At 72.2% G+C, this 25,935-nt stretch carries 19 protein-coding genes; 17 read left to right on the top strand and 2 right to left on the bottom strand.

Features of this window, described 5'->3' with window-relative positions:
- Nucleotides 1–3: 3 nt before the first annotated feature.
- The 12 genes from ABD385_RS18880 to ABD385_RS18825 all read left to right on the top strand — a co-directional run bounded on the left by ABD385_RS18880 (nt 4) and on the right by ABD385_RS18825 (nt 15,016).
- The gene (locus tag ABD385_RS18880; RefSeq protein WP_344577306.1) at nt 4–1,290 is read left to right on the top strand and encodes a dihydroorotase; all 1,287 of its coding nucleotides are present in this window, start codon (nt 4–6) and stop codon (nt 1,288–1,290) included.
- Complete coding sequence (locus tag ABD385_RS18875; protein WP_344577305.1) at nt 1,287–1,874, top strand: PH-like domain-containing protein; 588 nt, start codon at nt 1,287–1,289, stop codon at nt 1,872–1,874. Before ABD385_RS18880 ends, ABD385_RS18875 begins: the two co-directional genes overlap by 4 nt.
- Complete coding sequence (gene carA / locus ABD385_RS18870; RefSeq protein ID WP_344577304.1) at nt 1,871–3,046, top strand: glutamine-hydrolyzing carbamoyl-phosphate synthase small subunit; 1,176 nt, start codon at nt 1,871–1,873, stop codon at nt 3,044–3,046. The genes ABD385_RS18875 and carA overlap by 4 nt, the downstream gene beginning before the upstream one ends.
- The gene (carB, locus tag ABD385_RS18865; protein WP_344577303.1) at nt 3,039–6,350 is read left to right on the top strand and encodes a carbamoyl-phosphate synthase large subunit; all 3,312 of its coding nucleotides are present in this window, start codon (nt 3,039–3,041) and stop codon (nt 6,348–6,350) included. The genes carA and carB overlap by 8 nt, the downstream gene beginning before the upstream one ends.
- Before the next feature lie 76 nt (nt 6,351–6,426).
- Nucleotides 6,427–7,536, top strand: coding sequence for a quinone-dependent dihydroorotate dehydrogenase (locus ABD385_RS18860; protein WP_344577302.1), 1,110 nt, complete (start codon nt 6,427–6,429; stop codon nt 7,534–7,536).
- Entirely contained in the window at nt 7,533–8,369 is an 837-nt protein-coding gene (gene pyrF, locus ABD385_RS18855; protein WP_344577301.1) for an orotidine-5'-phosphate decarboxylase, read from the top strand. Before ABD385_RS18860 ends, pyrF begins: the two co-directional genes overlap by 4 nt.
- A gap of 205 nt (nt 8,370–8,574) precedes the next feature.
- A complete protein-coding gene (locus ABD385_RS18850; RefSeq protein ID WP_016572363.1) occupies nt 8,575–8,898 on the top strand; it encodes an integration host factor in 324 nt (107 codons plus the stop codon).
- Nucleotides 8,899–8,936: 38 nt separating this feature from the next.
- Nucleotides 8,937–9,557, top strand: coding sequence for a guanylate kinase (gmk, locus tag ABD385_RS18845; protein ID WP_044373781.1), 621 nt, complete (start codon nt 8,937–8,939; stop codon nt 9,555–9,557).
- A 79-nt stretch (nt 9,558–9,636) separates the two neighbouring features.
- Complete coding sequence (gene rpoZ / locus ABD385_RS18840) at nt 9,637–9,912, top strand: DNA-directed RNA polymerase subunit omega (protein ID WP_016572365.1); 276 nt, start codon at nt 9,637–9,639, stop codon at nt 9,910–9,912.
- A gap of 142 nt (nt 9,913–10,054) precedes the next feature.
- Nucleotides 10,055–11,284, top strand: coding sequence for a bifunctional phosphopantothenoylcysteine decarboxylase/phosphopantothenate--cysteine ligase CoaBC (gene coaBC / locus ABD385_RS18835; RefSeq protein WP_344577300.1), 1,230 nt, complete (start codon nt 10,055–10,057; stop codon nt 11,282–11,284).
- Between the two features lie 273 nt (nt 11,285–11,557).
- Complete coding sequence (gene metK / locus ABD385_RS18830; RefSeq protein WP_016572367.1) at nt 11,558–12,766, top strand: methionine adenosyltransferase; 1,209 nt, start codon at nt 11,558–11,560, stop codon at nt 12,764–12,766.
- Between the two features lie 120 nt (nt 12,767–12,886).
- Complete coding sequence (locus ABD385_RS18825) at nt 12,887–15,016, top strand: primosomal protein N' (RefSeq protein ID WP_344577297.1); 2,130 nt, start codon at nt 12,887–12,889, stop codon at nt 15,014–15,016.
- Nucleotides 15,017–15,164: 148 nt separating this feature from the next.
- On the opposite strand, the gene ABD385_RS18820 is transcribed toward ABD385_RS18825, so the two are convergent.
- Complete coding sequence (locus ABD385_RS18820; RefSeq protein WP_344577296.1) at nt 15,165–15,710, bottom strand: hypothetical protein; 546 nt, start codon at nt 15,708–15,710, stop codon at nt 15,165–15,167.
- 249 nt (nt 15,711–15,959) lie between these two features.
- Here ABD385_RS18820 and fmt point away from each other — a divergent pair, with 249 nt between their 5' ends.
- On the top strand, nt 15,960–16,898 hold the full coding sequence (fmt, locus tag ABD385_RS18815; protein WP_344577295.1) for a methionyl-tRNA formyltransferase: 939 nt from the start codon (nt 15,960–15,962) through the stop codon (nt 16,896–16,898).
- Between the two features lie 109 nt (nt 16,899–17,007).
- Nucleotides 17,008–18,447 carry an RsmB/NOP family class I SAM-dependent RNA methyltransferase gene (locus ABD385_RS18810; RefSeq protein WP_344577293.1) on the top strand — a complete coding sequence of 480 codons (1,440 nt, stop codon included), beginning with the start codon at nt 17,008–17,010 and terminating at the stop codon, nt 18,445–18,447.
- A gap of 385 nt (nt 18,448–18,832) precedes the next feature.
- Here ABD385_RS18810 and ABD385_RS18805 read toward each other — a convergent pair whose 3' ends face one another.
- Complete coding sequence (locus ABD385_RS18805; RefSeq protein ID WP_344577291.1) at nt 18,833–20,089, bottom strand: alpha/beta hydrolase family protein; 1,257 nt, start codon at nt 20,087–20,089, stop codon at nt 18,833–18,835.
- 652 nt (nt 20,090–20,741) lie between these two features.
- On the opposite strand from ABD385_RS18805, the gene ABD385_RS18800 reads away from it, so the two are divergent.
- The 3 genes from ABD385_RS18800 to ABD385_RS18790 are packed head-to-tail and all read left to right on the top strand — an operon-like array spanning nt 20,742 to nt 25,770.
- Nucleotides 20,742–21,479 carry a WXG100-like domain-containing protein gene (locus ABD385_RS18800; protein WP_344577289.1) on the top strand — a complete coding sequence of 246 codons (738 nt, stop codon included), beginning with the start codon at nt 20,742–20,744 and terminating at the stop codon, nt 21,477–21,479.
- Nucleotides 21,476–25,312 (top strand): RHS repeat-associated core domain-containing protein, encoded by a 3,837-nt coding sequence (locus ABD385_RS18795; protein WP_344577287.1) that lies wholly within the window; start codon nt 21,476–21,478, stop codon nt 25,310–25,312. Before ABD385_RS18800 ends, ABD385_RS18795 begins: the two co-directional genes overlap by 4 nt.
- Nucleotides 25,309–25,770, top strand: a complete 462-nt coding sequence (locus ABD385_RS18790; protein ID WP_344577286.1) for an SUKH-3 domain-containing protein — start codon at nt 25,309–25,311, stop codon at nt 25,768–25,770. The genes ABD385_RS18795 and ABD385_RS18790 overlap by 4 nt, the downstream gene beginning before the upstream one ends.
- Nucleotides 25,771–25,935 lie beyond the last annotated feature (165 nt).

Below are 25,935 nucleotides of genomic sequence, written 5' to 3'. Positions count from 1 at the left end.
ACCATGAGCAAGATCCTGATCCGCGGTGCGAAGGTGCTCGGCGGCGCCCCGCAGGACGTGTTGATCGACGGGGAGTTCATCGAGGCGGTCGGCACCGACCTGTCGGCCGAGGGCGCCGAGGTCGTCGAGGCCGCCGGGAAGGTCCTGCTGCCGGGCCTGGTCGACCTCCACACCCACCTGCGCGAGCCGGGCCGGGAGGACTCCGAGACGGTCCTGACCGGCACCAGGGCGGCGGCCAGCGGCGGCTACACCGCGGTGTTCGCCATGGCCAACACCTTCCCGGTGGCCGACACCGCCGGCGTCGTCGAGCAGGTCTACCGGCTGGGCAAGGAGCACGGCTACTGCGACGTCCAGCCGATCGGTGCCGTCACCGTCGGCCTGGAGGGCAAGAAGCTCGCCGAGCTGGGCGCGATGCACGAGTCGGCGGCCGGCGTCACGGTCTTCTCCGACGACGGCAAGTGCGTCGACGACGCGGTGATCATGCGTCGGGCCCTGGAGTACGTGAAGGCGTTCGGCGGGGTCGTCGCCCAGCACGCCCAGGAGCCGCGGCTGACCGAGGGCGCCCAGATGAACGAGGGCGTCGTCTCGGCCGAGCTGGGGCTCGGCGGCTGGCCGGCGGTGGCCGAGGAGTCGATCATCGCCCGGGACGTGCTGCTCGCCGAGCACGTGGGCTCCCGGGTCCACATCTGCCACCTCTCCACCGCGGGCAGCGTCGAGATCGTCCGCTGGGCCAAGTCCCGCGGCATCGACGTGACCGCCGAGGTCACCCCGCACCACCTGCTCCTCACCGACGAGCTGGTGCGCAGCTACAACCCGGTCTACAAGGTCAACCCGCCGCTGCGCACCGAGCGCGACGTGCTGGCGCTGCGCGAGGCCCTGGCTGACGGCACGATCGACATCGTCGCCACCGACCACGCCCCGCACCCGCACGAGGACAAGGACTGCGAGTGGGCCGCGGCGGCCATGGGCATGGTGGGCCTGGAGACCGCGCTGTCGGTCGTCCAGCACACCATGGTCGAGACCGGGCTGCTGGACTGGGCCGGCGTCGCCGACCGGATGTCCGCCACCCCGGCGCGGATCGGGCAGCTGGCCGGCCACGGCCGCCCCGTCTCAGCCGGCGAGCCCGCCAACCTCACGCTGGTCGATTCCGCTTACCGTGGAGAGGTGGACCCCGCCGGTTTCGCCTCCCGCAGCCGCAACACCCCCTACGAGGGCCGTGAGCTGCCGGGACGCGTCACCCACACCTTCCTGCGGGGCCGCGCAACGCTCGTCGACGGGAATCTGGCGTGACTTCTTCACTCATCCACTTGGCTGCGGCACCGCACTCCGCCCCGGTCACCGACTGGGCCGGACGGATCGCCTGGGTGGTCGGTCTGCTGGTCTTCGTCGTCTTCGTCTACTGGCTGATGCGCCAGGGCTGGAAGTGGCGCGGCACCCTCCAGGGCGACCTGCCCGAGCTGGCGTCCGCCCCCGCCGACGCGGGCGAGGCCCGGCTGTCCCTCACCGGCCGCTACCACGGCTCGACCACCGCCGGACAGTGGCTCGACCGGATCGTCGCCCGCGGTCTGGGCACCCGCAGCCGGGTCGAAATGGCCCTCACCGACCGGGGCCTGGACGTCGTGCGGCCGGGCGCCACGGACTTCTTCGTACCGGCCGCCGCCCTGCGCGGCGCCCGCCTGGACAAGGGCATCGCCGGCAAGGTCCTGCCCGAGGGCGGCCTGCTCATCGTCACCTGGGAACACGGCGGCAAGCAGATCGACTCCGGCTTCCGCTCCGACCGGGCGGCCGAGCACCCCGCCTGGGTCGAGGCCATCAACCAGCTCAGCAGCACCGAGCACACCACCGAGCACACCGAAACGGAAGGCGCACGATGACGACCTCCACCAAGGGGACCGCCAAAATCCCCGCCGTACTCGTCCTGGAGGACGGCCGCACCTTCCGCGGCCGTGCCTACGGGGCCGTGGGGGAGACCTTCGGCGAAGCGGTGTTCTCCACCGGCATGACCGGCTACCAGGAGACGCTGACCGACCCCTCGTACCACCGTCAGGTCGTCGTCATGACCGCCCCGCACGTCGGCAACACCGGCGTGAACGACGAGGACGCCGAGTCCGCGCGGATCTGGGTCGCCGGTTACGTCGTCCGTGACCCCGCCCGCGTCCCGTCCAACTGGCGCTCCCGGCGCTCCCTCGACGAGGAGCTGCGCCAGCAGGGCGTCGTCGGCATCAGCGGCGTCGACACCCGGGCGCTCACCCGCCACCTGCGCGAGCGCGGTGCGATGCGGGTCGGCATCTTCTCCGGCAACGCGCTGCCCGACGAGGGCACGATGCTCGCCGAGGTGCGCCAGCAGCCCGAGATGCAGGGCGCCGACCTCTCCGCGCAGGTCGCCACCAAGGAGGCGTACGTCGTCCCGGCGATCGGTGCGAAGAAGTTCACCGTCGCCGCCGTCGACCTGGGCATCAAGGGCATGACCCCGCAGCGGATGGCCGAGCGCGGCATCGAGGTGCACGTCCTGCCGGCCACCGCGACCGCCGAGGACGTGTACGCGGTCGAGCCCGACGGCGTGTTCTTCTCCAACGGGCCGGGCGACCCGGCCACCGCCGACCACGCGGTCGGCGTGATGCGCGAGGTGCTCTCCCGAAAGACCCCGCTGTTCGGCATCTGCTTCGGCAACCAGATCCTGGGCCGGGCGCTGGGCTTCGGCACGTACAAGCTCAAGTACGGGCACCGCGGCATCAACCAGCCCGTGCAGGACCGGACGACCGGCAAGGTCGAGGTCACCGCGCACAACCACGGCTTCGCCGTCGACGCGCCCCTGGACAAGGTCTCCGACACCCCCTTCGGCCGCGCCGAGGTCTCCCACGTCTGCCTCAACGACGACGTGGTGGAGGGGCTCCAGCTCCTCGACCAGCCGGCGTTCAGTGTCCAGTACCACCCCGAGGCCGCCGCCGGCCCGCACGATGCCGCGTACCTCTTCGACCGGTTCGTCGCGCTCATGCGAGACAACAACCAGCACAGCGTTTCCCTGATGGAGGGCCAGCGTGCCTAAGCGCACCGATATCCAGTCCGTCCTGGTCATCGGCTCCGGCCCGATCGTCATCGGTCAGGCCGCCGAGTTCGACTACTCCGGCACCCAGGCTTGCCGGGTCCTCAAGTCCGAGGGCCTGCGCGTCATCCTGGTCAACTCCAACCCGGCCACGATCATGACCGACCCGGAGATCGCCGACGCGACGTACGTCGAGCCGATCACCCCGGAGTTCGTCGAGAAGATCATCGCCAAGGAGCGTCCCGACGCCCTGCTGCCGACCCTCGGCGGCCAGACGGCGCTCAACACCGCCATCTCGCTGGACGAGGCCGGCACCCTCGCCAAGTACGGCGTCGAGCTGATCGGCGCCAACGTGGAGGCGATCCACAAGGGCGAGGACCGCGACCTGTTCAAGGACGTCGTCAAGGCGGTCAACGCCAAGATCGGCCACGGCGAGTCCGCCCGCTCGGTGATCTGCCACTCCATGGACGACGTCCTGGCGGGCGTCGAGGAGCTCGGCGGCTACCCGGTCGTCGTCCGCCCGTCCTTCACCATGGGCGGCGCCGGCTCCGGCTTCGCCCACGACGAGGAGGAGCTGCGCCGGATCGCCGGCCAGGGCCTGACGCTCTCGCCGACCACCGAGGTGCTCCTGGAGGAGTCCATCCTCGGCTGGAAGGAGTACGAGCTGGAGCTGATGCGCGACAAGCACGACAACGTCGTGGTGGTCTGCTCCATCGAGAACTTCGACCCGATGGGCGTGCACACCGGTGACTCGATCACCGTCGCCCCGTCGATGACCCTCACCGACCGCGAGTACCAGGTCCTGCGGGACATCGGCATCGCGGTGATCCGCGAGGTCGGGGTGGACACCGGCGGCTGCAACATCCAGTTCGCGGTCAACCCCGACGACGGCCGGGTCATCGTCATCGAGATGAACCCCCGGGTCTCCCGCTCCTCCGCCCTGGCCTCCAAGGCCACAGGCTTCCCGATCGCGAAGATCGCCGCGAAGCTGGCCGTCGGCTACACCCTCGACGAGATCCCGAACGACATCACCCGGGAGACCCCGGCGTCGTTCGAGCCGACCCTCGACTACGTCGTCGTCAAGGTGCCGCGGTTCGCCTTCGAGAAGTTCCCGGCCGCCGACGCCACGCTGACCACCACCATGAAGTCGGTCGGCGAGGCGATGGCCATCGGCCGCAACTTCACCGAGGCGCTCAACAAGGCGCTGCGGTCGCTGGAGAAGAAGGGCAGCCAGTTCGCCTTCACCGGCGAGCCGGGCGACAAGGCCGAGCTGCTGGAGCGGGCCAAGGTCCCCACCGACGGGCGGATCAACACCGTCATGGCGGCGATCCGGGCCGGCGCCACCCCGCAGGAGGTCTTCGACGCCACGAAGATCGACCCGTGGTTCGTCGACCAGCTCTTCCTGATCAAGGAGACCGCGGACGAGATCGCGGCCGTCGACACGCTCGAACCCGACGTCCTTGCGGAAGCAAAGCGCCACGGCTTCTCCGACGCCCAGATCGCGGCCATCCGCGGCCTGCGCGAGGACGTCGTCCGCGAGGTCCGGCACGCGCTCGGCCTGCGCCCCGTCTACAAGACGGTCGACACCTGCGCGGCCGAGTTCGCGGCCCGGACCCCGTACTTCTACTCGTCCTACGACGAGGAGAGTGAGGTCGCGCCCCGCGAGAAGCCCGCGGTGATCATCCTCGGCTCCGGCCCCAACCGCATCGGCCAGGGCATCGAGTTCGACTACTCCTGCGTCCACGCCTCGTTCGCGCTCAGCGACGCCGGCTACGAGACCGTGATGGTCAACTGCAACCCGGAGACCGTCTCCACCGACTACGACACCTCCGACCGCCTGTACTTCGAGCCGCTCACGCTCGAGGACGTGCTGGAGATCGTGCACGCCGAGTCCCAGGCGGGCCCGGTCGCCGGCGTCATCGTCCAGCTCGGCGGCCAGACCCCGCTGGGCCTGGCCCAGGCCCTCAAGGACAACGGCGTGCCGGTCGTCGGCACCTCGCCCGAGGCGATCGACCTCGCCGAGGAGCGCGGCGCGTTCGGCCGGGTGCTGACCGAGGCCGGGCTGCCGGCCCCGAAGTACGGCACCGCCTTCTCCTTCGAGGAGGCCAAGAACATCGCCGCCGAGATCGGCTACCCGGTCATGGTCCGCCCGTCCTACGTGCTGGGCGGCCGCGGCATGGAGATCGTCTACGACGAGCCCTCGCTGGCCGGGTACCTGGAGCGGCACGCCGGCCTGATCGAGCAGCACCCGGTCCTCATCGACCGGTTCCTCGACGACGCCATCGAGATCGACGTGGACGCCCTCTACGACGGCCACGAGCTCTACCTCGGCGGCGTCATGGAGCACATCGAGGAGGCCGGCATCCACTCCGGCGACTCCGCCTGCGCGCTGCCCCCGATCACCCTCGGCGGCTTCGACATCAAGCGGCTGCGCGCCTCCACGGAGGCCATCGCCAAGGGCGTCGGCGTCCGCGGCCTGATCAACATCCAGTTCGCGATGGCCGGGGACATCCTCTACGTCCTCGAAGCCAACCCGCGCGCCTCGCGGACCGTGCCGTTCACCTCGAAGGCCACCGCGGTCCCGCTGGCCAAGGCCGCCGCCCGGATCTCGCTGGGCGCCACCATCGCCGAACTCCGTGCCGAGGGCATGCTGCCCAAGACCGGGGACGGCGGCACGCTGCCGCTGGACGCGCCGATCTCCGTCAAGGAGGCGGTCATGCCCTGGTCGCGCTTCCGGGACGCCTCGGGCCGCGGCGTGGACACCGTCCTCGGCCCGGAGATGCGCTCCACCGGCGAGGTCATGGGCATCGACTCGGTCTTCGGCACGGCGTACGCCAAGTCGCAGGCCGGCGCCTACGGGGCGCTGCCCACCAAGGGCCGCGCGTTCGTCTCCGTCGCCAACCGCGACAAGCGCTCGATGATCTTCCCGGCCCGCGAGCTGGTCGCCCACGGCTTCGAGCTGCTGGCCACCTCCGGCACCGCCGAGGTGCTGCGCCGCAACGGCATCAAGGCCACCGTGGTGCGCAAGCAGTCCGAGGGCGAGGGCCCGAACGGCGAGAAGACCATCGTCCAGCTGATCCACGACGGCCAGGTCGACCTGATCGTCAACACCCCCTACGGGACCGGCGGTCGGCTCGACGGCTACGACATCCGCACGGCCTCCGTGGCCCGCGGCATCCCCTGCCTGACGACGGTCCAGGCACTGGCCGCCGCCGTCCAGGGCATCGAGGCGGTGTCCCGCGGCGATGTCGGGGTGCGCTCCCTCCAGGAGCACGCCCGACATCTGACCGCGGCCCGCGAGGAGTAGGCCCGAGAGGGGGACACCGGCCGGTGTCCCCCTCTTCATGAGCCCACCGAACCCCTCGCGCAAAGGTCCGTCCACCATGTACCGCCTGTTCTTCCAGCTGATCTTCCAGCGCATGGACCCCGAGAAGGCCCACCACACGGCCTTCCGCTGGATCCGCCTGGCCGCGCGCACCCCGGTGCTGCGCACCTTCGTCGCGGCCGCCCTCGCCCCCCGCCACGAGGAACTGCGCACCGAGGCCCTGGGCCGCCGGATGCACGGCCCGTTCGGCCTGGCCGCCGGCTTCGACAAGAACGCCGTCGCCATCGACGGCATGGCCATGCTCGGCTTCGACCACGTCGAGATCGGCACGGTCACCGCCCAGCCGCAGCCCGGCAACCCCAAGAAGCGGCTGTTCCGGCTGGTGCCGGACCGGGCGCTGATCAACCGCATGGGCTTCAACAACGACGGCTCGGCGGCGGTCGCCGCCCGGCTGGCCGCCCGCAACCCCGTCTTCCGGACCACGGTCGGCGTCAACATCGGCAAGACCAAGGTCGTGCCGGAGGCCGAGGCGGTCGCCGACTACGTCGCCTCAACCGAGCGCCTGGCCCGGCACGCCGACTACCTGGTCGTCAACGTCTCCTCACCGAACACGCCGGGGCTGCGCAACCTCCAGGCCACGGACCACCTGCGGCCGCTGCTCACCGCGGTCCGCGAGGCCGCCGACCGCACGGTGACCGACCGCCGGGTCCCGCTGCTGGTCAAGATCGCCCCCGACCTCGCCGACGAGGACGTGGACGCGGTCGCCGACCTCGCCTTGGAACTGGGCCTGGACGGCATCATCGCCACCAACACCACCATCGCCCGCGAGGGCCTCGGCCTGACCTCCGACCCGAAGCTGGTCGCCGAGACCGGCGGCCTGTCCGGCGCCCCGGTCAAGGAGCGCTCCCTGGAGGTCCTGCGCCGCCTGTACGCCCGCGTGGGCGACCGGATCACCCTGATCGGCGTCGGCGGCATCGAGACCGCCGACGACGCCTGGCAGCGCATCCTCGCCGGCGCCACGCTCGTCCAGGGCTACAGCGCCTTCATCTACCAGGGCCCGTTCTGGTGCCGGGCGATCCACAAGGGCCTCGCCGCGCGCCTGCGCAACAGCCCGTACGCCACCCTCGCCGACGCGGTCGGCGCCGACCACACGAAGGTGACCGGATGAGCCTCGAACCCTTCGGCGCCCGCCTGCGCCGCGCCATGGACGAGCGCGGCCCGCTCTGCGTCGGCATCGACCCGCACGCCTCGCTGCTGGCCGACTGGGGCCTGAACGACGACGTGGCCGGCCTGGCCCGGTTCACCCGGACCGTGGTGGAGGCGCTCGGCGAACAGGTCGCGGTCTTCAAGCCGCAGTCGGCCTTCTTCGAGCGGTTCGGTTCGCGCGGCGTCGCCGTGCTGGAGACCGCCGTCGAGGAGGCGCGGGAGCGCGGTGCCCTGATCCTCATGGACGCCAAGCGCGGCGACATCGGTTCCACGATGGGCGCCTACGCCGAGGCGTTCCTGCGCCCGGACTCGCCGCTGTTCTCCGACGCGCTGACGGTCTCCCCCTATCTCGGCTTCGGCTCGCTGAAGCCCGCCGTGGAGCTGGCGCGGGAGAGCGGCGCCGGCCTCTTCGTGCTCGGCCTGACCTCGAACCCGGAGGGCGCGGAGGTCCAACGGGCGGTCCGCGAGGACGGCCGCACCGTCGCCGCCACCGTGCTCGGCCACCTCGCCGCCGAGAATGCCGGTGCGGAGCCGCTGGGGTCGTTCGGCGCGGTCGTCGGCGCCACGCTCGGCGATCTCTCCGCCTTCGACCTGGCGATCAACGGCCCACTGCTGGCCCCCGGCATCGGTGCGCAGGGCGCCACCCCCGCCGACCTGCCCACCGTCTTCGGCGGGGCGGTTCGCAACGTGGTGCCGAGCGTCAGTCGGGGCGTGCTCAAGCACGGACCGGACACCGGCGCGCTGCGCGCCGCGGCGGCCCGCTGTGCCGACGAAGTGCGTGCAGCCCTCACGTAACGCGGTCATTTGGTCCCGAAATGTCCTGGTCGGCTGAGTCTGACCAGGACTTTTCGTCTGTTCTCGCTGACTCCAGCGCGATCGGCCGCTAGTCTCCGTCGAGAGCACTGCACGTAAGCGCGTTGCTCGTTGCTCCGCTGATGCGGGGCGACTAGGTTCCACACCGGTCCGTATCCGACAGTTCGACATCCGAGGTGACGTAGGCGTGGCTCTTCCGCCCCTTACCCCTGAACAGCGCGCTGCCGCGCTCGAAAAGGCCGCCGCGGCTCGCCGGGAGCGCGCCGAGGTCAAGAATCGGCTCAAGCACTCCGGAGCCTCCCTCCACGAGGTCATCCAGCAGGGCCAGAAAAACGATGTCATCGGCAAGATGAAGGTCTCCGCCCTTCTGGAGTCCCTGCCGGGCGTGGGCAAGGTCCGCGCCAAGCAGATCATGGAGCGGCTCGGCATTTCCGAGAGCCGCCGGGTGCGTGGTCTGGGCTCCAACCAGATCGCATCCCTGGAGCGTGAGTTCGGCAGCACGGGTTCCTGAGTTTCTCGGCACTGCCGGGAAGCTGGAATAATCGCTGCATGAGTTCTGCAGTCTCCCGGGGGAGCACCCCCGTCTCCCCGGCCAGACAACCGCGCCTGACCGTGCTCTCCGGCCCTTCGGGGGTCGGCAAGAGCACGGTCGTCGCGCATCTGCGCAAGGTCCATCCGGAAATCTGGCTCTCGGTCTCGGCCACCACCCGCAAGCCGCGCCCCGGGGAGCGCCACGGCGTTCAGTACTTCTTCGTCGAGGACGAGGAATTCGACAAGCTGATCGCCAACGGTGAGCTGCTGGAATGGGCCGAGTTCGCCGGCAACCGCTACGGCACCCCGCGCCAGGCGGTGCTGGACCGGCTGGCGGCCGGCGAGCCGGTCCTCCTGGAGATCGATCTGCAGGGCGCCCGTCAGGTGCGCGAGTCCATGCCGGAGGCGCACCTGGTCTTCCTGGCCCCGCCGAGCTGGGACGAGCTGGTCCGCCGGCTCACCGGCCGCGGCACGGAGGCCCCGGAGGTCATCGAGCGGCGCCTGGAGGCGGCCCGGATCGAGCTCGCGGCGGAGAAGGAGTTCGACGTGACGCTCGTCAACACCTCCGTCGAGGACGTCAGCCGTGAGCTGCTAGCCTTGATGCTGCGCCGCCCTGAAGACCGGACCTCCGGCGACTGACTCCGGTCCCGACCGCGGCGCCAAGGATTTCGGCGCCTGTGCGCCCCCACCTGCTTCATCCCCTTTCGGAAGGTAGAGCGTGTCCTCTTCCATCACCGCACCCGAGGGCATCATCAACCCGCCCATTGATGAGCTGCTCGAGGCCACCGACTCGAAGTACAGCCTTGTGATCTACGCCGCCAAGCGCGCGCGCCAGATCAACGCGTACTACTCCCAGCTCGGCGAGGGCCTGCTGGAGTACGTCGGCCCGCTGGTCGACACCCACGTGCACGAGAAGCCGCTGTCGATCGCGCTCCGCGAGATCAACGCCGGTCTGCTGACCTCGGAGGCCATCGAGGGCCCGGTCGGCCAGTAAGCGGCACTGTTGCCCTCACCAAGGGCCCGGCAGGTGATTCTCCCGACGCGAAGTCGGGGGTGCCTGCCGGGCCCTTGGTGCGTCACGAGGGCATAGGTTGAGGGACATGCGTGCGGTCCGAGGCTCGGGGAGCGGGGAAACGATGGACAAGCGGGAGCGGCCCAGGGTCGTCCTGGGGGTCAGTGGCGGGATCGCCGCCTACAAGGCGTGCGAGCTGCTGCGCCGGCTCACGGAGTCCGGCCACGACGTGCGCGTGGTGCCGACCGCCTCGGCCCTGCACTTCGTCGGCGAGGCCACCTGGTCGGCGCTGTCCGGCAACCCGGCCGGCACCGAGGTCTGGGAGTCCGTCCACGAGGTCCCGCACGTCCGCATCGGCCAGGCCGCCGACCTCGTCGTGGTCGCCCCGGCCACCGCGGACATGCTGGCCAAGGCGGCCCACGGCCTCGCCGACGACCTGCTGACCAACACCCTGCTCACTGCCCGCTGCCCGGTGGTCTTCGCGCCCGCGATGCACACCGAGATGTGGGAGAACCCCGCCACCCAGGAGAACGTCGCCACGCTGCGGCGCCGCGGCGCGCTGGTCATCGAGCCCGCCGTGGGCCGGCTCACCGGCGTCGACACCGGCAAGGGCCGCTTCCCGGACCCGGTGGAGATCTTCGACCTGTGCCGCCAGGTGCTGGCCCGGGGAGCCGAGGGCCTGACGCAGGACCTCACCGGCCGGCACGTCGTGGTCAGCGCGGGCGGCACCCGGGAGCCGCTGGACCCGGTGCGCTTCCTGGGCAACCGCTCGTCCGGCAAGCAGGGCTACGCCCTCGCCCGGACCGCCGCCGCCCGGGGCGCCCGGGTCACGCTGGTCGCCGGTGACACCGCGCTGCCCGACCCGGCCGGCGTGGACGTGGTCCACATCGGCACCGCCCGGCAGCTGCGCGAGGCCGTGCTGAAGGCCGCGGCGGACGCCGACGCGGTGGTGATGGCCGCCGCGGTGGCCGATTTCCGGCCCGCCGTCTACGCCACCGGCAAGATCAAGAAGCGGGAGGGGCAGGAGCCGGAACCCGTCACCCTGGTACGGAATCCGGACATCCTTGCGGAGCTTTCCGCGGACCGGGCCCGCCCCAACCAGCTGGTCGTCGGTTTCGCCGCCGAGACCGACGACGTCCTCGCCAACGGCCGGGCCAAGCTCGCCCGCAAGGGCTGCGATCTCCTGGTCGTCAATGAGGTCGGTGAGCACAAGACCTTCGGTTCGGCCGAGAACGAGGCCGTGATCCTGGCCACGGACGGCACCGAGACCCCCGTGCCCCACGGTCCGAAGGAAGCCCTCGCCGACACCGTGTGGGACCTGGTCATCGCCCGTTTGGACCAGCCCCGATCCTGATCGGTCCCCCCGCTTCAGGAGCCCCGGATCGGGGCGCCGAGGCTCCTCGCCGGCCCCTCAAAATCGGCGTGCCCCCTTGACCCGGCTGATTCTCAAGGTGATCGTCGCTACCGTGAGGCACTGGTGTCCCAGGTCACGGGGGTTCCATAAATCGAGACTGGGTGCCCGAGCGCCACGTTCGACCGATAAACTGGCAGTGGATTTGGCCGAGCGCAGCTCTCGGCCGTTCCGCTAAATGATCAGCCAGCAGCCGCTGCAACCCCAGGGAGCGATGTGTCCCGCCGCCTGTTTACCTCGGAATCCGTCACCGAGGGCCACCCCGACAAGATCGCTGACCAGATCAGCGACACCATTCTCGACGCACTCCTCAAGGAGGACCCGACTTCCCGGGTCGCCGTGGAGACGTTGATCACCACCGGCCTGGTGCACGTGGCCGGCGAGGTGACGACCAAGGCGTACGCCGACATCCCCAACCTCGTCCGGAACAAGATCCTGGAGATCGGCTACGACTCCTCGAAGAAGGGCTTCGACGGCGCCTCCTGCGGCGTCTCGGTGTCCATCGGGGCCCAGTCGCCGGACATCGCCCAGGGTGTCGACACCGCTTATGAGAACCGCGTCGAAGGCGACGACGACGAGCTGGACCGGCAGGGCGCGGGCGACCAGGGCCTGATGTTCGGGTTCGCCTGCGACGAGACCCCCGAGCTGATGCCGCTCCCGATCTACCTGGCGCACCGCCTCTCGCGCCGGCTGTCGGAGGTCCGCAAGAACGGGACCATCCCCTACCTCCGTCCCGACGGCAAGACCCAGGTGACCGTCGAGTACGACGGCAACAAGGCCGTCCGCCTCGACACCGTGGTGGTCTCCTCCCAGCACGCCAGCGACATCGACCTGGACTCGCTGCTCGCGCCCGACATCCGCGAGTTCGTCGTCGAGCACGTCCTCAACCAGCTGGTCGAGGACGGCATCAAGCTGGACACCGACGACTACCGCCTGCTGGTCAACCCGACCGGGCGGTTCGAGATCGGTGGCCCGATGGGCGACGCCGGACTGACCGGCCGCAAGATCATCATCGACACCTACGGCGGCATGGCCCGCCACGGTGGCGGTGCGTTCTCCGGCAAGGACCCGTCCAAGGTCGACCGCTCCGCGGCGTACGCGATGCGCTGGGTGGCGAAGAACGTCGTCGCCGCCGGCCTCGCCTCGCGCTGCGAGGTCCAGGTCGCCTACGCGATCGGCAAGGCCGAGCCGGTCGGTCTCTTCGTGGAGACCTTCGGCACCAACGCGGTCGACACCGAGAAGATCGAGCAGGCCATCGGCGAGGTCTTCGACCTCCGCCCGGCTGCGATCATCCGCGACCTCGACCTGCTCCGCCCGATCTACTCCCAGACCGCCGCCTACGGCCACTTCGGCCGTGAGCTGGAGGACTTCACCTGGGAGCGCACCGACCGGGTGGACGCCCTCCGCAAGGCCGCGGGCCTGTAAAAGAAGGCACCGCACCGCCAGGGCTTTCCCCCGAGGGCCCCGGACCGCTGGACGGTCCGGGGCCCTCGGGCTTTCCCGGGCGCCGGCCGCTGTCGGTGCCGTCTGCTAAGACTGGATGCTGTGAGCAGGGAGAACGGGCGGGATCCGGGGGAGCAGGGCGAGCAGCTGGCCCTGATCCGGGAAGCCGTGCGGGAGACGAAGGCGGAGCGGGCCAAGCCGCGCACGTGGCGGGGGGCCGCGTTGGCGCCGGAGCTGCCGGTGGCGCGGGTCCTGGTGGACAAGGGCCTGGTCCACCTCGACCGGTTCTTCGACTACGCGGTGCCGGCCGCGATGGACGCCGAGGCCCGGCCCGGGGTGCGGGTCCGGGTGCGGTTCGGTGCGGGGGAGAAGGGCGGTCGGCGCGAGGGTGGCCGACTGGTCAGCGGCTTCATCGTGGAGCGGGTGGCCGAGAGCGAGTTCCGGGGGGTGTTGGCGCCGATCGCTCAGGTGCTCTCCCCGGAGCCGGTGCTGACCGCGGAGCTGCTGGCGCTGTGCCGGGCGGTCGCCGACCGCTATGCCGGGTCGCTGGCGGACGTGGTGCAGCTGGCGGTGCCGCCGCGCCGGTCCCGGGTCGAGGCCGAGTCGTCGCCCGCCCCGCTGCCGCCCAACGCCCCACCGGATCCCGGGAGTTGGGAGCGCTACGGGGCCGGTCCCGGTTTCCTGACGGCGCTGGCGCAGGGGGACGCGCCGCGGGCGGTGTGGACGGCGCTGCCCGGACCGACCTGGCCCGACGAACTGGCGCGGGCGGCGGCCGCGGCGCTCGCCGGCGGGCGCGGGGCCCTGGTGGTGGTGCCCGACGGCCGCGCCGCGGCCCGGGTGGACGCGGCGCTCGGCGCCCTGGTCGGGCCCGGCCGGCACGTGGTGCTGACGGCCGAGTGCGGCCCCGAGGAGCGGTACCGGCGCTGGTTGGCGGTCAGCCGGGGCTCGGTGCGCGCGGTGGTCGGGACGCGGGCCGCGATGTTCGCACCGGTGGCCGGCCTGGGGCTGGTCGCGCTCTGGGACGACGGCGACGGCAGCCACAGCGATCCGCACGCCCCCCAGCCGCACGCCCGGGAAGTGCTCCTGCAACGTGCGGTCGGCGAGCGGGCCGGATTCCTGCTCGGCGGGCTGAGCTGCACGGTCGAGGCGGCGCAGCTGGTCGAGACCGGCTGGGCCCGGCCGCTGGCCGCCGACCGGGAACGGGTGCGGGCCGCCGCCCCTCTGGTGCGCACGATCGGCGACGGCGACGAGGCCCGGGACGCCGCGGCGCGTGCCGCCCGGCTGCCGTCGATGGCCTGGCAGTTGGTGCGGGACGGCCTCACCCGCGGTCCGGTGCTGGTGCAGGTGCCGCGGCGCGGTTACGCCCCCCGGCTGGCCTGCGAACGGTGCCGGGAACCAGCCCGCTGTCGGGCCTGCGCCGGCCCGTTGGAGGCGCGCGCCGCGGGCGACTTGGCCTGTGCCTGGTGCGGCCGCGAGGAGTCGGACTGGATGTGCGCGGAGTGCGGCGGGGCCCGGCTGCGGGCGCAGGTCGTCGGGGCCCGACGGACGGCGGAGGAGCTGGGCCGCGCCTTCCCGGCGGTTCCGGTGCGCACGTCGGGGCGCGACCACGTCCTGGCGTCGGTGCCCGCCACCCCGGCGCTGGTGGTGAGCACGCCCGGCGCCGAACCGGTCGCCGAGGGCCAGGGTTACGCCGCCGCGCTGCTGCTGGACGGCTGGGCGCTGCTGGGCCGGCCGGACCTGCGGGCCGGGGAGGAGGCGCTGCGCCGCTGGCTGGGGGCGGCCGCCCTGGTCCGTGGCCAGGCGGCGGGCGGGGCGGTCGCGGTGATCGCCGAGCCGACGTTGCGGCCGGTGCAGGCGCTGGTGCGCTGGGACCCGGTCGGCCACGCGGTGCGCGAGTTGGCGGAGCGGGCGGAGCTGGGGTTCCCGCCGGTGTCGCGGATGGCTGCGGTGGCGGGGCGGTCCGACGACGTGGCCGGTCTGCTGCGGGCTGCCGAACTCCCCGCGGGGGCCGAGGTGCTGGGCCCGGTGCCGCTGCCGGTGCCGGATCCCGGGCGACCGCGGCGGCCGGGGGATCCTCCCCCGGGCGAGGTGTGGGAGCGCGCGCTGGTCCGGGTGCGTCCTGGGCAGGGCGCCGCGCTGGCGGCGGCGCTGAAGGCCGCGCGGGCGGCCCGGCTGGTCAAGCGGGAGGGCGAGGCGGTGCGGGTGCGGATCGATCCGCCGGACCTGGGCTGATCCGGTCCGCGGGGCCCGTGCTGCTGGGCCGTTCGGGGCGCGGGCCGGGTGCCCGCGTGTCGGCGGTGCGCGTCGCCCCGGGACCGTGGTCGGCGGGCGGTCCCGGGTTCCGGGGCGGGGCGACGTCGGGGGAGTCCGGGGAGCGGCGTCAGCCGTTGCGGGGGCCGGGGAAGGCGCCGGGGCGGGCCTCTTCACGGGAGGCGGCGGAGGGCTGGGTGGGCATGGTGCGGGCGGCCGGGACGGCCGGCGTGCCGGTCAGGCCGCCGGCCATGCTGATCGCGCGGGCGGCCGGGGCGTCGGAGGGGCGCACCGCGCTCTCGCCGGCGTCGCCGGACTGCTGGGCGGTGGCCCGCCGGGCGCCGTAACGGCGGTGCACCGCCTGCTTGGTGACGCCGAGTGCGGAGCCCACCGCGTCCCAGGAGAAGCCCAGCGAGCGGTCGAAGTCGACGGCCGCGGTGACTAGCGTTTCGACGCTGTCGCGCAGCTCTTGGGCGAGCCGCACAGTGGGGGCGGGCGCCCGTCCGTAGACGACGAAGCCCGCGGAGGGGCCCGTGCGGCGCGGTCGGTAGACGTTGCCGAGCTGTGCGGTGAGCGTGCGCAGGGCGTCCACCTGCCGGCGGACCCGCTCGATGTCCCGCACCAGGAGATGCAGGCTGGCGCGCGCCTGGGCGTCGTGGGTTGCGTGGTCGGCCATGAGCAAGCCTCTCGAACCGGCGTGGAAAGGATGGGTGAAAGCGTTCGGGCCGCCAAAGCGGCCCGGAAGCGGTCAATGCTGTTTGACCAACGCGCCAGGAGCGGCTCTGGTCACGGTGCAGGGGCGTACGAGCGTGTGCGCGGGGCGCGGGTGACTTCGCACGCCCCCCGGTGTTCCGGCCCATGACCTGCGTCAAGGCCCCTAGACTGGTGTGTCGTTCCGCAGCGTGTGAGAGGTAGTCCGTCACCCATGAGGCTTGTCTTCGCCGGCACCCCCGAGGTCGCCGTACCCGCCCTCGATGCCCTGATCGCCTCGGACCGGCACGAGGTGGTGGCCGTCGTGACCCGGCCCGACGCGCCGGCCGGGCGGGGCCGCCGGTTGGTGGCCAGCCCGGTCGCGGAGCGCGCGGAGGAGGCGGGCATCGAGGTGCTCAAGCCCGTCAAGCCGCGGGACGAGGACTTCCTGGCCCGGCTGCGCGAGATCGCGCCGGACTGCGCTCCGGTGGTCGCCTACGGGGCGCTGCTGCCCCAGGTGGCGCTGGACGTGCCGACCCACGGCTGGGTCAACCTGCACTTCTCGCTGCTGCCGGCGTGGCGGGGCGCGGCGCCCGTCCAGCACGCGGTGCTGGCCGGGGACGAGATCACCGGCGCCACCACCTTCCAGATCGAACGCGGGCTGGACTCCGGCCCGGTGTACGGGGTGCTCACCGAGGAGGTCCGGCCGACGGACACCAGCGGGGACCTGCTGACCCGGCTGGCGTTCGCCGGTTCCGGGCTGCTCGTCGCCACGATGGACGGCATCGAGGACGGCAGCCTCAAGCCGGTGCCGCAGCCGGCGGAGGGGGTCACCCTGGCCCCGAAGATCGAGGTCGCGGACGCCCGGATCGACTGGACCGCTCCGGCCCTGCGGGTGGACCGGGTGGTCCGCGGTTGTGCGCCGGCGCCCGGTGCCTGGACGGTCTTCCGCGGCGAGCGGCTCAAGGTGATGGCGGCCGCCCCGGTCGCCGGGTACGACGGGTCTGCCCTGCCGGCGGGCGAACTCGCCGTCACCAAGAAGTCGGTGCACGTGGGCACCGGCAGCCACCCCGTGCAGCTGCTCTGGGTTCAGCCGCAGGGCAAGAAGCCGATGCAGGCGGCGGACTGGGCGCGCGGGGTGCGGATCGCCGACGGGGAGCAGCTGGGCGACTGACCGGCGGACGGCGCGTGCGCGGGCGCGGGCCGGCCGCGTGCATGGCGCGGGTGCGGGCCCGCGTAGGCTGGGGAGCATCCCCGTCCCGTACATCCGGAGCACCTTTTCTGTGAGTCAGCAGCCGCCGCGTCGCCACGGCACCCGCAAGCCCTACCGCCGCCCGATGAAGGACCCGGTCCGGGTCCTCGCGTTCGAGGCACTGCGGGCGGTGGACGAGCGGGACGCCTACGCCAACCTCGTCCTGCCACCGCTGCTGCGCAAGGCGCGGGCGGCCGGCGACTTCGACGCCCGGGACGCGGCGCTGGCCACCGAGCTGGTCTACGGGTCGCTGCGCCGCCAGGGCACCTACGACGCGATCCTGGCGCAGTGCGTGGACCGGCCGCTGCGCGAGGTGGACCCGCCGGTGCTCGACGTGCTGACGCTCGGTGCGCACCAACTGCTCGGTACCCGGATCCCGCCGCACGCCGCGGTCAGTGCCACCGTCGACCTGGCCCGGGTGGTGCTGGGTGACGGCCGGGCGAAGTTCGTCAACGCGGTGCTGCGCAAGCTCACCGCGCACGACCTGGACGGTTGGCTGGAGCGGGTCGCGCCGGAGTACGACGAGGACCCCGAGGACCACCTGGGTGTCGTCCACGCCCATCCGCGCTGGGTCGTCTCCGCGCTCTGGGACGCCCTCGGCGGTGGCCGTGCGGGCATCGAGGATTTGTTGGCGGCCGACAACGAGCGCCCCGAGGTGACGCTGGTGGCACGGCCCGGTCGGTCCACCGCCGAGGAGCTGCTGGCCGCCGCCGGCGAGGACGGTGCGCTGCCCGGCCGGTGGTCGCCGTACGCGGTCCGGTTGGCCGAGGGCGGCGAGCCGGGTGCGTTGGACGCGGTGCGCGAGGGGCGCGCCGGTGTGCAGGACGAGGGCAGCCAGCTGGTCGCGCTGGCGTTGGCCGCCGCGCCGCTGGACGGCCCGGACCGCACGTGGCTGGACGGCTGCGCGGGCCCGGGCGGCAAGGCGGCGCTGCTGGGCGCGTTGGCGGCGCAGCGGGGCGCGGCGCTGGTGGCGTCGGAGAAGCAGCCGCATCGGGCGCGGTTGGTGGCCCGGTCGCTGGACGGCAACCCCGGTCCGTACGCGGTGATCGCCGCCGACGGCACCCGTCCGGCGTGGCGGCCGGGGGCCTTCGACCGGGTGCTGGTGGACGTGCCGTGCACCGGTCTGGGTGCGCTGCGCCGTCGGCCCGAGGCGCGTTGGCGGCGCCGCCCGGAGGACCTGGACGGCTTCGCGCCGCTCCAGCGGGAGCTGCTGCGGCAGGCGCTGGTGGCGGTGCGGGTCGGCGGCGTGGTGGGCTACGCGACCTGCTCGCCGCATCCGGCGGAGACCCGGGCCGTGGTGGAGGACGTCCTGAAGGGCCGCGGGGGCCCGGCGGCCGAGGCCGAGTGGATCGACGCACGCCCGCTGATGGCGGGCGTGCTCGCGCTCGGCGACGGGCCGGACGTCCAGCTGTGGCCGCACCTGCACGGGACCGACGCGATGTACCTGGCGCTGCTGCGCCGGACCGCCTGACGTGCGGGCGGCCGCGCTGGCGTCGTGAGTGGTCTCCTGCCCGCCGACGTGGCCGAGGTGCTCGTGCGCTGATCGGTGGCGACGACCCCGTGCACGTGGCGCTGCGGGACCAGCTGCCTCGGCTGCGCGTGTACGGGCGGTGCGAGTGCGGGTGCGGCACGGCCTACTTCGGGGTCGACGACACCGCGGTCCGGGCGGCGCCGTCCGGACCGGGTACGAAGGTGGTGGCCTCGGCCACGATCCGGACCGCATTCGGCGAGTTCCCCGGCGAGGTGGTGCTCTTCGCCCAGGCCGGCTACCTGTCGTGGCTGGAGGTCTGCTCCTGGAGCGACGACATCGAGGTGACGCGGACCTGGCCCGACGGGCGCTGCGCGGCTGACGTCGTTCAGCGGGTGGCGTCGAAGGCGCGCACCACCTGCGGCAGGGCCTTGAGGACGGTCGTGGAGTGGTCGAGCTGCCCGACGTCGGTGAGTCGTTGGTCGGCCCCGTGGGACGTCAGCTGTCGTTGGCAGTGCAGGGAGTTGGCGAAGGCGACGTCCTTGTCGCCCTTGGCGTGGAAGAGGCGGACCGGGACTTCGGGCCGCCAGTCACAGGTGTTGTCCATCACCCGCAGCTTCCGTTGCAGCGTCCCCGTGGGGTTGCGCACCTTGTTGAGGAACGCCTCGGTGAACAGGCGCTTCGAGGTCGGGGGCAGTGCGGCGGCGATCTGCGACGCCTGGTGGTCGCCGTCGAAGAGCGTCTCCACCGTCTTGTCGTAGGGCGCGCGGAACGCCTGGTCGGTCGTGGCGTAGAGGCCGTACATCCGGTTCCAGGCGGTGACGAAGTAGGCGAGGTAGAGCGAGGATCGGGCGACCTTGTCGGCCGCCGCGGCGGCTTCGAAGCCGCTCAGGTCGAACGGGCCGGCGATCGGGGCCAGTAGACCGGGACGGAAATGCTGATCGACGCCCTGTTGCAGGGCCCGGCCGACCAGCATCGTGGCGGGTCCGCCCTGGGAGAACCCGCTGACCAGCACGCGTTCGTCGAGGTCGTGACCGTCCCGCTGGGCGAAGCTGCGGGCCGCCCGCAGCGCGTCCACCGAGGCGTTGACGGTGGCCTCCGGGTCGCCGTACGGATGGATGCCGGGGCCCTTTCCGAGGCCGAGGTAGTCCGGTGCGGAGACGGCGTGGCCGGTCGAGGCGAACAGCAACGCCGTGGTGCGGTCGGGGGACGCGTCGTTCACCGAGGCCACCTCTCCCCGGTACACCTCCGTGCCGTGCAGCCAGGACACCACCCGGAGGTCGCGGTCGTCGTTCTTCGGCAGCGCGACCAGCTCGCTGGCCGTGGTGGGTTTCCCCGTGCCGTCCAGGGTGCGGTACACGATCCGGTGGGCGCGCACGCCGAAGCGGGCCCGGGCCGGGTCGATGCCGGCCTTCGTCAGGCGGGCCACGACCTCGTGGGCGTCCAGGTCCGCCACGGGGGTCGCCGAGACCACCGCACCGCGTGCCGCGGGTGGCCGGGACCCGGCCGGTGCGGCGGGGGTGGCGGGGGCGTCGGAGCGCTGACGGCCGTCGCCGCACCCTGCCGCCGCCAGTACGGTCACGGCGCAGACGAGGGCGAGGGCAACGGGCTTGGTCGATCTCTTGCGGAGTCGGGAAACGTTCATGTCGGCACTCTGTCGTTCCCGGCAGGCCCGGCGCATTGGGACCAACACCCGCTTCCGCAGGGGGATTTCCCCACCTTCGATCGTGGGGCGGGCCGGGCGGCGTCAGCCGGGGCGGGGGAGGCCGTCAGGGGTGCCACGACGTGCCGAAGGTGCGGCGAAGGACGTGGCGGGGAGGCGGAAGGGTGGTGGAAGGGTGGCACGCGCTGCGCGTGAAAACCGCGTCAATTTCAGTCAACTGCGCTGTCAGGGCGCGGTGGAAACGACAACCGGCCGGCTGGCCGTTGGTCGTGGCCTTCGTGACGTCCGGGGCGGCAGAGGTGAAATGACTTTTTCGTTTCGGTGGTTCCGCTGCGGCCCCGGGGGACCGGAACCGCGGTCTCGCGGAAGGTGCGGGCGGGCGTCCCGTTCGTCGTGCGGATTGGCCGGTGCGTGCAGGATGACCTGGCGTTCTTGCGGCCTTCGGCCCGTGGTCGTCCGCGCCCTCGTTCTCGCGCTGCGGCGCGACGGTGGTGGTCCGGAGTAGACCCGACGGGCGTGATCCTGACGGCTAGGGGCATTCATGACGGTTCCCTGGACGTGCTTTTGCCCATTCGTTGCTGCCCTTTGAGGCAACTCTGATGAGCTGTCGCAGATATGACCAGGGGGAATGCGCATGGCGATCGAGCTGCCGGACGAGGTGGTGACGTTCCTTCAGTTCATCGGGGTGAACTGGCCGAGCGTCAATGAGGACAAGGTCCGTGAATTCGCGTCCCACGTAAGGGATTTCGCGCAGAAGCTGGACGAGACGCACAAGGACTCGACGTCGACGGTCCACCAGCTGGCCGAGGTGTACCAGGGGGCGTCGTACGACGCGTTGCTGGCCAAGTGGGGGCAGCTGTCGGACGGCCACATGAAGGAGCTGGTCAACGCCTGCCAGACGGTGGCGACCGCGCTGGACCTCGCGGCGGACACGATCGTGGCGATGAAGGTCGAGGCGATCGCCGAACTCGTGGTGCTGGCCATCACGTTCGTGGCCGACCAGGCCGCTGCGGTGCTGACGTTCGGGATCGCGGAGGCGGCCGAGGCCCTGGTCATCGCGGCCGGCAAGAAGCTCATCAGCTTCCTTGAGGACCAATTGGAGCAGTACGTCATCGGCCAGGTCATCGAGGCCGCGATCAACCCCCTGGTGGAGGTGGTCGGCAAGGCGGTGAGCGGGATGGTCTTCCAGGCCGCCGAGTCCGCGCTCGGCGTCTCCGGCGGCGGGGGCGGCGGGGGCGGTGCGGGGGAGGGCTTCTCCATCCATCCGGAGGAGTTGCACAAGCGCGCCGAGGTGTTGCGCGGACATGCGCAGACGGTGGCGTCGCACGCCGCCGACTTCGAATCGAAGGCTGCGGGGGTGAGTTTCGAGTGAGCAACCGGATCGTCAAGGCGCTGGAGGACGGCGCCCAGAAGCTGGGCAAGACCATTGCCAAGGACGCGAGCAAGGCCGTCCAGGACCTGTACCACGATGCCGGGGGCCGGCTGAAGAAGGTCGCCACCAACCACGCCGAGAACGACGCCAAGCACGCCTCCGAACTCGACAAGCTCCTCAAGGGCGGCAAGGAGGACATGCCGCGCGCCCCGCACACCACGGGGGGCGGCGGCCGCTCCGGCGGCCCCAAGTCGCCCGGTGGCCGCGGCCGAGGACGTCAGCAGACGGACAACCCGCGCGAAGCCGGTCGCCCGAAGGACTCCGTGTGCCAGGGCGGCGAGCCGGTCGACATGGCGACGGGGCGGATGTTCATCGAGCAGACGGACGTGTCGCTCCCCGGCGCGCTGGCCCTGCTGTTCACGCGCTCCTTCGAGTCGGGCTACCTGGCCGGACGGTGGATGGGGCCGCGCTGGGCCTGCACCTTCGACGAGCGGTTGGAGATCGACGAGGACGGCGTGGTCCACCTGAGCGCCGACCGCACGGCGCAGGCGTACCCGCACCCGACCGCCGACGAACCCACCCAGGCGTCCGCCGGTGCCCGCCTCGACCTCGACGTCGACGAGGTGACCGGCGACTACTGCCTGACGGACGTCACCACCGGCCTGGTCCGCGAGTTCACCTGCCGGCCCGACGGCGAGACGGCCCTGCTGACCGCGATCCGCGACCAGGCGGACCATCGCGTCGACTTCGCCTACGACGCCGACGGGACCCCGTCGAGCATGACCCACTCCGGCGGCTACCGCCTCCTGGTCACCACCGACGCGGGCCGGATCACCGCGCTGCACCTGGCCGGGGCGGGCGAGGACGGCGAGGACGTCCTGCTGACCCGCTACGGCTACGTCGACGGCCACCTGACCGAGGTCTACAACTCCTCCGGCCGGCCGCTGGTCTTCGCCAACGACGCCCAGGGCCGCATCCTGTCCTGGACCGACCGCAACGGCACCCGCTACCTCTACACCTACGACGCGCTCGACCGGGTCGTGGAGGAGGGCGGGGCGGACGGTTCGCTCAAGTTCCGCTTCGCGTACGGCGAGCCCGACCCGGTCACCGGCCTCAAGGTCCACTCCGAGACCGACGCGCTCGGCCACACCACCCGCTACGAGATCAACGAGCACGCCCAGGTCGTCGCCGAGACCGACCCGCTCGGCAACACCACGCGCTTCGAGCGGGACGCGTTCGACAACCTGGTGTCCCGGACCGACCCGCTCGGGCGCACGACCCGTTTCGAGTACGACGAGACGGGCAGTCCCGTCGCCGTCACCCGCCCGGACGGCGAGCGGTCCACCGCCAGCTACTTCGGTGCGGCGAACCTCCCGACGCTGGTCACCAGGCCGGGCGGGGTGACCTGGCGGCAGACCTTCGACGAAGCCGGGCGACGCACCTCGCACACCGACCCCAACGGCACCACCACGCGCTACGGCTACGACGCGTCGGGGCACCTGGCGTCCGTCACCGACGCCCTCGGCCACTCCACCCGGATCCGCTGCAACGCGGCCGGCCTGCCCGTCGAGGTCACCGACCGGGCCGGCGCCACCAGCCGCTACGAGCGCGACGCCTTCGGCCGGGTCATCGCCATCACCGACCAGTTGGGCAGCGTCACCCGGCTGACCTGGAGCGTCGAGGGAAGCCTCACGTCGTACGCGGCTCCGGACGGCAGCACCGAGTCGTGGGCCTACGACGACGAGGGCAACCTCCTCGTGCACACCGATCCGCTCGGCCGGCGCACCACCTTCGCGTACACGCCGTTCGAGACCCTCGCGGCCCGCACCCACTCCGACGGCACCCGCCTCACCTTCAGCTACGACGCCAACATGCAGCTCGTCGGCGTCACCAACACGCTGGGCCAGACCTGGGAGTACGTCTACGACGCCGCCGGTCAGCTGACAGCCGAGACCGACTTCCACGGGCGCAGCGTCAGCTACCGGCTGGACGCCGCGGGCCAGTTGGTCTCCCGGACCAACCCGCTGGGCCAAGAGGTCGCGTTCCGCTACGACGTCCTCGGCCAGTTGGTGGAGAAGGACGCCGCGGGGGCCGTCACCAGCTACGCCTACGACCCCGCCGGTCACCTGCGCCGCGCCAGCAGCCCCGACGTGGAACTGCTCCGCACCGTCGACGCCGTCGGCAACCTGGTCAGCGAGACCGTCGACGGCCGCACCCTCACCCACACCCGCGACGGCCTCGGCCGACGCACCGGGCGGACGACCCCGGGCGGCCACTCCAGTTCCTGGACCTACGACCGGGCCGATCGCCGCACGTCCCTGACCACCTCGGCCGGCCGGCTGGAGTTCGCCTACGACGCCGCCGGCCGCGAGATCGAGCGCACGTTGGGCGAACGCCTCACGCTGGCCAACTCCTGGGACGCCGAGCACCGCCTCACCGGCCAGGTCGTCCGCTCCCCGGGGTCGGTGCTCCAGCGCCGGAGCTACACCTACCGTGCCGACGGCATTCTCACCGGCGTCGACGACCAGCTCAACGGGCCCCGTTCCTTCGACATCGACCCGGGCGGCCGCGTCACCGCCGTGCAGGCCGCCGAGTGGACCGAGCGGTACGCCTACGACCCCGCAGGCAACCTCACCGAGGCGAACTGGCCCGCGTCCGGCTCCCGCGAGGCGGCGGTCGGCACCCGGACGTACGAGGGCACGCAGCTCACCTCCGCCGGCCGGGTCCGCTACGAGTACGACGCCGCCGGGCGCACCACGCTCCGCCAGGTCACCCGCCTGTCGAAGAAGCCGGCCACGTGGCGCTACGCCTGGGACGCGGAGGACCGCCTCGTCCACGTCACCACCCCCGACGGCGCCCACTGGCGGTACCGCTACGACCCGTTCGGCCGGCGCACCTCCAAGGAGCGGCTGGGCGCGGACGGGAGCAGCGTGGAGGAGCGCACGCACTTCACGTGGGACGGCCCGAACCTCGCCGAACAGACGACGCACGCGCCCTCCCTGCCCGGCCCGTACACCATGAGCTGGGACCACCGGGGGCTGCACCCGCTCGCCCAGACCGAGACCATCACGCGGAGCGCGACGGCCGAGGCGCCGCAGGACGAGATCGACCGTCGGTTCTTCGCCATCGTCACCGACCTCGTCGGCACCCCGACCGAACTCGTCGACACGGCCACCGACGCGATCGCCTGGCGGACGGTGCCCACCCTGTGGGGCAACACCAGTTGGGCGGCGGACAGCACCACCAACACCCCGCTGCGCTTCCCCGGCCAGTACTTCGACCGCGAGACGGGCCTGCACTACAACCTCAACCGCTACTACGACCCCGAGACCGCCCGCTACGTCACCCCCGACCCGCTTGGTCTCAGTCCCGCTCCCAACCCCGACGCCTACGTGCACAACCCCCACACGTGGTGCGACCCGCTCGGCCTCAAGCCGTCCGGGAGCGACGGGCCCAAGAAGGAGCTGATGGACCTGGGGAAGCAGCGGGTCCAGCACGTGAGCGACAACCTGCCCGAGGGGCAGGATGCGCCGGGCGCCTACGCCGTGGGCAAGGACCGGACCACCGGTAAGATCTACTACGGCGACAGCGGTTCCGACACGGGTCACGAGCAGGCGGTGACCGACGCGATGCCCAAGGAGTCCCACCACCCGACCGGCCGCCCGCCGGGGATGTGCGCCGAGCCGCGGATGTTCACCAACGCGATCAAGGACGGCGCCGATCCCAAGAACGTCGACCTGGTGACGGTCAACCCCAAGGGAAAGAAGTTCAAGATGTGCGCCAACTGCCAGACGTGGGTGCCCGACTTCGGAGGAGAGGTCCTGACGGGGTGAGCGAGAACACCGCCCGGCCCGGGCTCGAAGAACTGCGGGACTCCCTCGCGGACCGGGCGCGCTTCGAGATCCACCCGTCGGACGTCGAGCAGGCGCGGCAGCGGTACGAGGAGGAGGGGTTCGAGTTCACCGCGGGCCTGCGGGAATTCCTCCAGACCTACGGCGAGTTCACCGTCACCTGGTCCTACCGCTTCGGCGAGACGTTCCTGACGACCTCGGCCGAGGAGACGATGGACTCGGCGCACTCGCTGCCGCGGAGCATCGGGATCTTCGGCAAGCGGATCGGTTCTCCGGTCCTGCTCGTCGGCACGGCCTTCGATACGCAGGAGGCCGTCCTGCTGGCCGACGACGGCGACGTCTACCTGGCCGGCGACGCCGGAATCCAGCGGGTCGCCAACGGCTTCGGCGACGCGGTCCGGGCGCTCGTCGAGGGCGCGTGGGACAAGACGTTCTTCTGAGTCGGCGTCCGCCCCGGCGACCACCGGGGCGGACCGCGTCGGCGGAGTCCGCGAAGTCCACGGGTCGTGCCCGGCGCGCGGTGGCCGGTTCTCGTGATAGGAGGGCCGGACCGCCCGGGGAGCGGGCCGGTGCACGAGATATCTTGATGTCGAGCAATGTTGATA

It is taken from the genome of Streptomyces lunalinharesii, assembly GCF_039532155.1.
Classification (GTDB): domain Bacteria; phylum Actinomycetota; class Actinomycetes; order Streptomycetales; family Streptomycetaceae; genus Streptomyces; species Streptomyces lunalinharesii.
Note: the sequence above shows the minus strand (reverse complement) of the source record. Positions and strands in the feature narration are given on the sequence as shown.

What these genes read in the sequence shown, in the direction of transcription:
- ABD385_RS18880 (WP_344577306.1), top strand. Translation starts at nt 4, where the DNA reads ATGAGCAAGATCCTGATCCGCGGTGCGAAGGTGCTCGGCGGCGCCCCG.
- ABD385_RS18805 (WP_344577291.1), bottom strand. Translation starts at nt 20,089, where the DNA reads ATGAACGTTTCCCGACTCCGCAAGAGATCGACCAAGCCCGTTGCCCTC.
- ABD385_RS18800 (WP_344577289.1), top strand. Translation starts at nt 20,742, where the DNA reads ATGGCGATCGAGCTGCCGGACGAGGTGGTGACGTTCCTTCAGTTCATC.
- carA (WP_344577304.1), top strand. Translation starts at nt 1,871, where the DNA reads ATGACGACCTCCACCAAGGGGACCGCCAAAATCCCCGCCGTACTCGTC.
- ABD385_RS18860 (WP_344577302.1), top strand. Translation starts at nt 6,427, where the DNA reads ATGTACCGCCTGTTCTTCCAGCTGATCTTCCAGCGCATGGACCCCGAG.
- gmk (WP_044373781.1), top strand. Translation starts at nt 8,937, where the DNA reads ATGAGTTCTGCAGTCTCCCGGGGGAGCACCCCCGTCTCCCCGGCCAGA.
- ABD385_RS18820 (WP_344577296.1), bottom strand. Translation starts at nt 15,710, where the DNA reads ATGGCCGACCACGCAACCCACGACGCCCAGGCGCGCGCCAGCCTGCAT.
- pyrF (WP_344577301.1), top strand. Translation starts at nt 7,533, where the DNA reads ATGAGCCTCGAACCCTTCGGCGCCCGCCTGCGCCGCGCCATGGACGAG.
- fmt (WP_344577295.1), top strand. Translation starts at nt 15,960, where the DNA reads ATGAGGCTTGTCTTCGCCGGCACCCCCGAGGTCGCCGTACCCGCCCTC.
- coaBC (WP_344577300.1), top strand. Translation starts at nt 10,055, where the DNA reads ATGGACAAGCGGGAGCGGCCCAGGGTCGTCCTGGGGGTCAGTGGCGGG.